The sequence below is a fragment of the Anaerosporobacter sp. genome, from assembly GCF_965301125.1.
This window is the reverse complement of record NZ_CBDLAM010000178.1, coordinates 1-7,644: the sequence shown is the minus strand read 5'-3', so window position 1 is coordinate 7,644 and position 7,644 is coordinate 1. Positions and strand designations below refer to the sequence as shown.

General features: G+C 34.5%; 8 protein-coding genes. 6 read left to right on the top strand and 2 right to left on the bottom strand.

Annotation, left to right across the window (positions count from 1 at the left end; translation table 11 throughout):
- On the top strand, positions 1-189 hold a 189-nt coding region (locus tag ACW2QF_RS15840), incomplete at its 5' end, for a CBS domain-containing protein (protein WP_455716979.1).
- Positions 186-1,760 (top strand): ABC transporter permease/substrate-binding protein, encoded by a 1,575-nt coding sequence (locus tag ACW2QF_RS15835; RefSeq protein WP_455716978.1) that lies wholly within the window; start codon positions 186-188, stop codon positions 1,758-1,760. The genes ACW2QF_RS15840 and ACW2QF_RS15835, both read left to right, overlap by 4 nt.
- Positions 1,761-2,298: 538 nt before the next feature.
- On the opposite strand, the gene ACW2QF_RS15830 is transcribed toward ACW2QF_RS15835, so the two are convergent.
- Positions 2,299-3,186, bottom strand: coding sequence for an AraC family transcriptional regulator (locus tag ACW2QF_RS15830; protein ID WP_455716977.1), 888 nt, complete (start codon positions 3,184-3,186; stop codon positions 2,299-2,301).
- Positions 3,187-3,348: 162 nt separating this feature from the next.
- Here ACW2QF_RS15830 and ACW2QF_RS15825 point away from each other — a divergent pair, with 162 nt between their 5' ends.
- The 4 genes from ACW2QF_RS15825 to ACW2QF_RS15810 all read left to right on the top strand — a co-directional run bounded on the left by ACW2QF_RS15825 (position 3,349) and on the right by ACW2QF_RS15810 (position 6,321).
- Entirely contained in the window at positions 3,349-4,227 is an 879-nt protein-coding gene (locus ACW2QF_RS15825) for an alpha-amylase family glycosyl hydrolase (RefSeq protein WP_455716976.1), read from the top strand.
- Positions 4,173-4,301 (top strand): hypothetical protein, encoded by a 129-nt coding sequence (locus ACW2QF_RS15820; RefSeq protein WP_455716975.1) that lies wholly within the window; start codon positions 4,173-4,175, stop codon positions 4,299-4,301. Before ACW2QF_RS15825 ends, ACW2QF_RS15820 begins: the two co-directional genes overlap by 55 nt.
- A gap of 136 nt (positions 4,302-4,437) precedes the next feature.
- Positions 4,438-5,754, top strand: a complete 1,317-nt coding sequence (locus tag ACW2QF_RS15815) for an IS4 family transposase (RefSeq protein WP_455716974.1) — start codon at positions 4,438-4,440, stop codon at positions 5,752-5,754.
- Between the two features lie 150 nt (positions 5,755-5,904).
- Positions 5,905-6,321 carry an alpha-amylase family glycosyl hydrolase gene (locus ACW2QF_RS15810; RefSeq protein WP_455716973.1) on the top strand — a complete coding sequence of 139 codons (417 nt, stop codon included), beginning with the start codon at positions 5,905-5,907 and terminating at the stop codon, positions 6,319-6,321.
- A 111-nt stretch (positions 6,322-6,432) separates the two neighbouring features.
- On the opposite strand, the gene argC is transcribed toward ACW2QF_RS15810, so the two are convergent.
- On the bottom strand, positions 6,433-7,380 hold the full coding sequence (gene argC, locus ACW2QF_RS15805) for an N-acetyl-gamma-glutamyl-phosphate reductase (RefSeq protein WP_455716972.1): 948 nt from the start codon (positions 7,378-7,380) through the stop codon (positions 6,433-6,435).
- Positions 7,381-7,644 lie beyond the last annotated feature (264 nt).

The following is a 7,644-nucleotide window of genomic DNA, read 5'->3' as shown; positions in this document are numbered from 1 at the left end:
ACGGATTTTCTAGGAGTTCGTTTGGATGATAGTATAGTTCACGTTTTAAAAGTAGTAGATGATAATAATATATCTAATATTCCAGTATTGTCTGATAATAATACTCTCCTAGGCTTAATTACTAAGAGTAGCTTAGTAACAACTTTAAGCCAACCTTATTTAGAGGAAGAGGAGGTATTAAAAATATGAATTTCATAAATTATATAATCAAAAACAAAGATCAAATTCTTTCCCTAACTCTTGAACACATAAAGCTTACAGTAATTGCTGTTGGTCTGGCTATCCTGATAGGTATACCACTTGGGATATTAATCAGTTATGTGAGAAAATTAAATAAACCCATATTGGGAGTGGCCAATGTTATTCAAGCAATACCAAGTATGGCGCTCCTAGGTTTTGCAATACCATTCTTAGGAATTGGTACGTTACCTGCTGTCGTTATGGTTGTCTTATATTCCTTATTACCTATTATAAAGAATACATATACAGGAATACAAAGTATTAACTCCGACATCATAGAAGCGTCGAAGGGGATAGGACTTACGAAGTTGCAAATCCTTACGAAGGTGCAGATTCCATTAGCGCTTCCAGTCATTATGGCAGGTGTAAGAATTTCTGCAGTTACGGCTGTGGGACTTATGACGATGGCAGCTTTTATTGGTGCTGGTGGACTTGGTTTCTTAGTATTTTCTGGTATCAGAACAGTTAATAATAATCAAATCTTAGCTGGTGCTATACCTGCATGTTTCTTGGCTTTATTTGTAGACTATTTAGTAGGATTAGTTGAAAATCTAGTGACTCCAGTCAGTTTACGGAAAAATGGGAGTTCCAAAAGAAAACAAATAAAACAAAGAAAAATGCAGAAAGTTATACTTTTATCAACAGCGGTTCTTCTTGTTATTACCTTGCTGATATCAGGGTTATATAGTATGAAAAAATCGAATAAAGTAATTACGATTGGGAGTAAGGATTTTACTGAGCAAGTTATTTTAGCAAACATGTTTGCAGATTTAATTGAAGAAGAAACAGATATTACAGTAGAGAGAGAAACGAATTTAGGTGGTACAAAGGTAACTTTTTCTGCACTTACTTCAGGAAATATAGATTTATATTTCGAATACACCGGAACTGCCTATGGAGATACGCTGAAGTATCCACCAATTACAGACATGGAAGAGGTATATAAAACAGTAAAGGAAGATTTTAAAGGGAAATATAATATCGATGTATTAAAACAGATGGGATTTAATAATACGTATGTATTGGCAGTAAAAGAAGAAACAGCCCAAAAGTATAAGTTAAAGACCATTAGCGATTTAAAAAATGTTGCTTCAAATCTGACAGTAGGAACTACTTTTGAATTCTTAAACAGAGGAGATGGGTTACCAGGTCTTACAAAGCACTATGGATTTGAATTTAAAGATACGGTAGGTTTAGATGGTGCAGCAAGATATATAGCATTAATTAATAATGAAACCGATGTAGTGGATGCTTATTCGACGGATGCGTTACTTAAAAAGTTCGAGTTGGTAACATTAGAAGATGATGAAGAATTCTTCCCACCATATTATGCAATCCCGGTTGTAAGGAGTGAGATTGTAGAGGAATATCCAGAGATTGTTCCAATTATAGAGGAACTGGGTTCTAAGTTAACGGATGAAGTAATGATTGAATTAAATTATCAAGTCGATGAACTCCAAATGGAACCAGATGTGGTTGGAAGAAAATTCTTAGTTGAGAATGGTTTTATTGAAGAATAGATGAATGGAGGATGTGTTGGACTTGATTTGTCTTATGGTATATAATGTAAAGAGTTGATGTGCGGAAATAATATAATCCGGAAGTGGAGCTAGTTCGATAACAATATAGAAAAGGAGCTACTTATGTACATACTTGGTATGCAATATAAGTAGCTCCTTATTCATGGCAATGAATAGTTCGCGAATTTTCATTATCCCTTAGTAAAAACGTTTTTGGCTTATAAGACTGTCCCGTCGACTGTCAGTCCTATAAGCCTTACCTGTCGATTGGCTTATCTCCAGCATCGTTGCCTTCGACGGCCTCCGGGGATTGAATGCTTTGGTTACTTTGATTTGACATCGTTGTTTCCTCCTACATTCAGATTGTTTTTACAGATATAGTATGTGTTGTTCAATAAACTTTAATACATTGATGTTAAAGATTTTAGGTGGTGCTTTTTGGTAATAAATTTTTAAGCAAAACACAGAAAGTACAGAAAGTACAATTATGCTGGTGATAAATATTATATTGAAGTGCAATAAGTACGAATAAATCCAGTTATTCACTATCTTCTTTCTGAACTTCCATGCGATATTTAGCAGGCGTGATGCCAACGATTCGCTTAAACGTTCTTATGAAATAACTAAAGTTTTCATAACCAACTAAAAAACCAATTTCCATAACAGATAAGCCGGTATCTTTTAGAAAAATACGGGCTTTTTCTATGCGATAACGAGTAACATATTCAAGGAATGTCATGGAGAAATTCTGCTTAAAGTAATGGCAAAAATATTTTGTAGACATATGTGATAAGTCAGCAAGATCTTCTAGACTAATTGGACTAGCATAATTTTCTTGAATATAAGAAAGAATCTGTTTCCTAATATCTGATTTTTTAGCGGTACTAGAATGAATTAATAAGGTAGGAGTATATAATAATTTGGCTTGAATAAGATAACCAATTAACTTCAAGATACATGCTTTGGTAGTTAGTTCATAACCAAGAGTCTTGTTCTCGTTAACATGAATAAGTTCTTGTACCTCCTTTAATATATTCTCATATACGATGGAATCCTTTGGAACGAAGTTAGGAAACAACATAGTATGGGTAAGAAGAGGTTCTACTAGGGTTTGACTATAATCGGACAAGGCAAATTGTAAGGATTCTAAAGGAAATACGTAAGCGTAGTAGCAAGTATTCTTATCTGTTGAAGAAAACTGATGTAGCACCTCTGAATTAATAAAGTACACATCACCAGAGTTAAGATGATATTCCTTTGATTCAATCCAAAGAGTAAGGGTACCAGAATGTAAATATATGATTTCGATTTCCTTATGCCAATGGTAGGTTACGAATAGACTACCAGCTGTGTTAATCATATGATATTGCTCGAATGGAAATAATAGACTACCGCGTGTACGCTTCTCTTCGAATTTTTCTTTCATAAGAATCCTTTCTTTTATTTAATACTATAATTTGAAAATATATAGAAAAAGTGTTATTTTTAGTGGATTTACTACAAGTATAGCATAAATAATAAGGATATACTACTATTATAGTCAATGAAACTTTAGCAAATATACAGAGTATAGGAAAGAGGGATACATATGCCAGTATGGTTAGATAATGCAATATTTTATGAGATTTACCCACAGAGTTTTCAAGATTCCAATGCAGATGGTATTGGTGACTTCAATGGTATTAAGAAACGTTTAGACTATATTAAATCCTTAGGTTGCAATGCGATCTGGATGAATCCTTGTTATGAGTCTCCATTCAGTGATGCCGGTTATGATGTAGCAGACTATTACAAAGCTGCTCCACGTTATGGAACGAATGAGGAACTTAGAGAGTTATTCGAGGAAGTACATAAAAGAGATATGCATATAATACTAGATTTGGTACCAGGCCACACTTCAATAGAACATGCATGGTTTAAAGAGTCTATGAAACCGGAGAAGAATGAATTTTCAAATCGTTATATATGGACAGATGACATCTGGAAAGGTTTTGAGGGTTATAATAACATAGCAGGTTGCATTCGAGGAATCTCTGATCGAAATGGTTCTTGTGCAGTAAATTTTTTCTCTACACAACCAGCTCTAAACTATGGATTTGCTAAACCGACAGAAAGTTGGCAAGTGGGACCAGATTCCAAAGAGGCCACAGCTTCTAGACTTGCTATGCAAGATGTTATGGCGTTTTGGCTGGAGATGGGCTGTGATGGGTTCCGTGTGGATATGGCGGGGGCTATGGTAAAAGGAGATTCTGATGGAGAAGCAACAATTGCATTTTGGCAAAAGGTAAGAACTTTCTTAGAAGAAAGATTCCCAGATGCTGCAATGATTTCAGAATGGGGAGAACCGGATAAGTCCTTAAAAGGTGGATATCATATGGATTTCTTATTACATTTTGGTCCTTCTCATTATCAATGCCAGGTGCACCATTTATCTATTATGGGGATGAGATTGGTATGCGTTATCTAGAAGGATTGACATCGGTAGAAGGTGGTTATGATCGTACAGGATCAAGGACCCCTATGCAGTGGCAATGTCATTAAGATAAGAAAAACTTAATATTTTAGCAGGTATGTTAAACTACATATCTGCTATTTTTTTGCAAAAAAAGCTTGACAAAACCGTAAAAAAAATGTGGCGAAGCCCTTGAAATATATACATTTTAGGAGGTTATCGCTTATGCAATTTTCAGAAGAAGTAAAAGCTACATTGTGGAACTTAATTGATGTAATGTCATCGGCTTTATCGGATTTTACTGTAAATCCGCAGAAAGATTTTACAAGAAAGAAAAAGTGGGATTTTCCAACCTTGATAAAATTCATTATCTCTATGGAAAGTCAATCTTTAAAAAATGAACTCCATAAATATTTTGGTTATACGACGGACTGCCCAACTAATGCATCGTTTAATCAAAGAAGATCCCAAATTAAATCTGATGCATTTAAATATCTTTTTGAATCATTCACAAATCAATATAACAATAAGCCAAGTCTATTCAATGGTTATAGGCTCATTGCCTGCGATGGTTCAGATATCAATATCTCCCATGACCCCAATGATGAAGAAACCTATTTTTCTCATGGAGATGCTAAAGGGTTTAATCAGCTGCATCTGAATGCAATGTATGATTTAATAAATAGAATTTACACAGATATCATTATTCAACCAGCAAGAAAAGAAAATGAGCATAAAGCTTTTTGTGATATGGTGGACAGATATACCGGAACAGAAAAAACTATTTTTATTGTTGACCGTGGTTATGAAGCCTACAATAATCTCGCACATGTAATTGAAAAGGGAGAATTCTTTTTATTTAGAAGTAAGGACATAAATAGTAGTGGGATTCTGTCTGGATCAAAAGATAAATTACCTACTACAGAGAAATTTGATACTACTTTATCATTGATTCTAACAAGAAAATGGACAAATGAAGTTCTCAATCACCCAGAAGTATACAGGCGTTTTCGAAATAAAGATAGTTTTGAATTCTTAGATTTGGATGAGCATGCTTATTATTATATGAATCTCAGAGTTCTTCGATTTCCAATTTCAGAAACAGAATATGAATGTGTTATAACAAATCTTCCAGCCGAAGACTTCACAGCAGATGAAATTAAGAAGCTATATGCAATGAGATGGGGAATTGAAACTTCTTTTAGGGAATTAAAATATGCTGTTGGGTTAACAAGTTTTCATGCTAAGAAAAGAGAATACATTATACAGGAAATATGGGCACGCTTAATTTTATATAATTTCTGTGAAATCATCACAGCTCATGTGACTATTGAAAAGTGTACGAAGAAGCATACTTATCAAATAAACTACACATTTGCGATACATATATGCAGATATTTTATAAGTAAAATGGCGGAGAAATCTCCGCCAGATGTCGAAGCATTAATAAGTAAAGAAATCCTACCTGTTCGTCCTGGACGTCACGACCCTCGCAAAGTCGATCACAAGAAAGCAGTAAGTTTTCTATACCGCGTAGCCTAACAACAAATATACTATACTCTAAATTTTGACAGATGAAAACATCTGTCTTTTTGTGATACAAAAATGGAAAATAAATCACTCTGATAGCAGTTTGAAGTATAAACTCTAAGATAGTGAATAATCGGTCTTTAGCTATCTTAATGACATTGTATGCAGTGGGGGGATGGTGTGAATGACGGATTCTCCACAGCAAGCGCAGATTCACTCTATATTACGATGGATGCCGATGAGAATCGTCCAACTGTTAAGAAACAAGAAGAGGAAGAAACCTCACTATTAAATTATATTAGGACATTAACCAAAATTCGTTTGGATAATGAGGCGCTACAGAGTAATGCAACTGTTACATTTGAATATGTTGATGATTATGCATACCCTCTTGTATATAAGAGAACGGGGAACAACCAGACGGTTTTAGTTGCGTTGAATCCATCGGATAAAAAAGTAAGATGTACGATACCTACGAAAGAAGTTAGTAAGGTGTTACATGCTTATCCTAATGTGGCAACACTAGAAGATGGTAAGCTTACTGTTCCAGCAGGTGGTGTAACGTTCTTTGAAGTGTAGGAAGTGAAATTAATAGTGGTCGTCTAGATTATTATAGAGGATTATAAAGATGTAGGAATAAACCATCTGAGGTCTATTCCTACATCTTTCTTAATATAAAGTGATTTAGATCTACACATTCAATCCTTTACCATCTTCACAACCAAGCATAATATTCAAGCATTGAATAGCAGCACCAGAAGCACCTTTGCCAAGGTTATCAAATTGAGAGGAAACAAGGATACGGTCTTCGTTACCTGTTACATAGATATTAAGCCCATCATTTCCAGTTAAGTGATTCCCACTTAAGAAGCCGTTTGTTTCACTTTCTGCTCCGAAAGGCATAACATGAACGAGAGGTTGATTTGCATAGAACTCTGATAGATAGGTATGGATGGATTCTGGAGTTTGTTTTCCCTTTAATAGATCAGCATAAAGAGGTACTGTTACAAGCATACCACTATAATAATCTGCAACAATTGGGGAGAAGAGAGGTACTCTTTCAAGTTCTGTAATCTTCTGCATTTCTTTTAGATGTTTATGTTGCTGGGACATGGCGTATTCTCTTGGTGCTGAATAATCGGAATGGCGATTACTATCTTCATATTCAGCAATCATTTTCTTGCCGCCTCCACTATTACCAGTGATAGAAAAGCTGCTTATAGGGTAATCAGAAGGTAGAATATCTCCAGCTGTTAATGGGTAAACAAGAGAAATAAATCCTGTAGCATGACAACCTGGAACAGCAACAAAACGTCCTTCTTTAATGGATTTACGATGTTCTGGTGACAATTCTGGAAATCCGTATGCCCAACCAGCTTCTGTACGATGAGCAGTAGAAGAATCGATAATTCTAACATGATCATTCTCAACTAGTTGTACAGCTTCTCTAGCAGCTGCATCTGGTAGGCACAAGAAAGTAATATCCGATTCATTGATTTTCTTTTTACGTTCAGCTACGTCTTTTCTAAGGTCTGGATCAATAGTAATTAGCTCAATATCATCACGATTCATAAAACGCTCATTAATTCGTAGACCGGTAGTTCCTTCACTACCATCAATAAATATTTTGGTTTTCATATGTATAGCCTCCTTAAAAGTAGTATTATGTAAAAGTTATTGAATAATCTAGTATATATACAAATTAAAAGTTATAAAAATACATATTAACAGCATAAATATACATAATTATAACGCTACAGTGAATAAATTACAATATATTTTTATTAAGTTTAATATGAAATTGACAATTATAACGGCTGCCGAAAAGGGGTTACAGCTTACACGAATAAGATTATTCTCTTTGGTTTTATACCAATACATAAGAAAATAATTTTGTTCAAG

What these genes read in the sequence shown, in the direction of transcription:
- ACW2QF_RS15810 (WP_455716973.1), top strand. Translation starts at nt 5,905, where the DNA reads ATGCAGTGGGGGGATGGTGTGAATGACGGATTCTCCACAGCAAGCGCA.
- argC (WP_455716972.1), bottom strand. Translation starts at nt 7,380, where the DNA reads ATGAAAACCAAAATATTTATTGATGGTAGTGAAGGAACTACCGGTCTA.
- ACW2QF_RS15825 (WP_455716976.1), top strand. Translation starts at nt 3,349, where the DNA reads ATGCCAGTATGGTTAGATAATGCAATATTTTATGAGATTTACCCACAG.
- ACW2QF_RS15830 (WP_455716977.1), bottom strand. Translation starts at nt 3,186, where the DNA reads ATGAAAGAAAAATTCGAAGAGAAGCGTACACGCGGTAGTCTATTATTT.
- ACW2QF_RS15835 (WP_455716978.1), top strand. Translation starts at nt 186, where the DNA reads ATGAATTTCATAAATTATATAATCAAAAACAAAGATCAAATTCTTTCC.
- ACW2QF_RS15820 (WP_455716975.1), top strand. Translation starts at nt 4,173, where the DNA reads ATGCCAGGTGCACCATTTATCTATTATGGGGATGAGATTGGTATGCGT.
- ACW2QF_RS15815 (WP_455716974.1), top strand. Translation starts at nt 4,438, where the DNA reads ATGCAATTTTCAGAAGAAGTAAAAGCTACATTGTGGAACTTAATTGAT.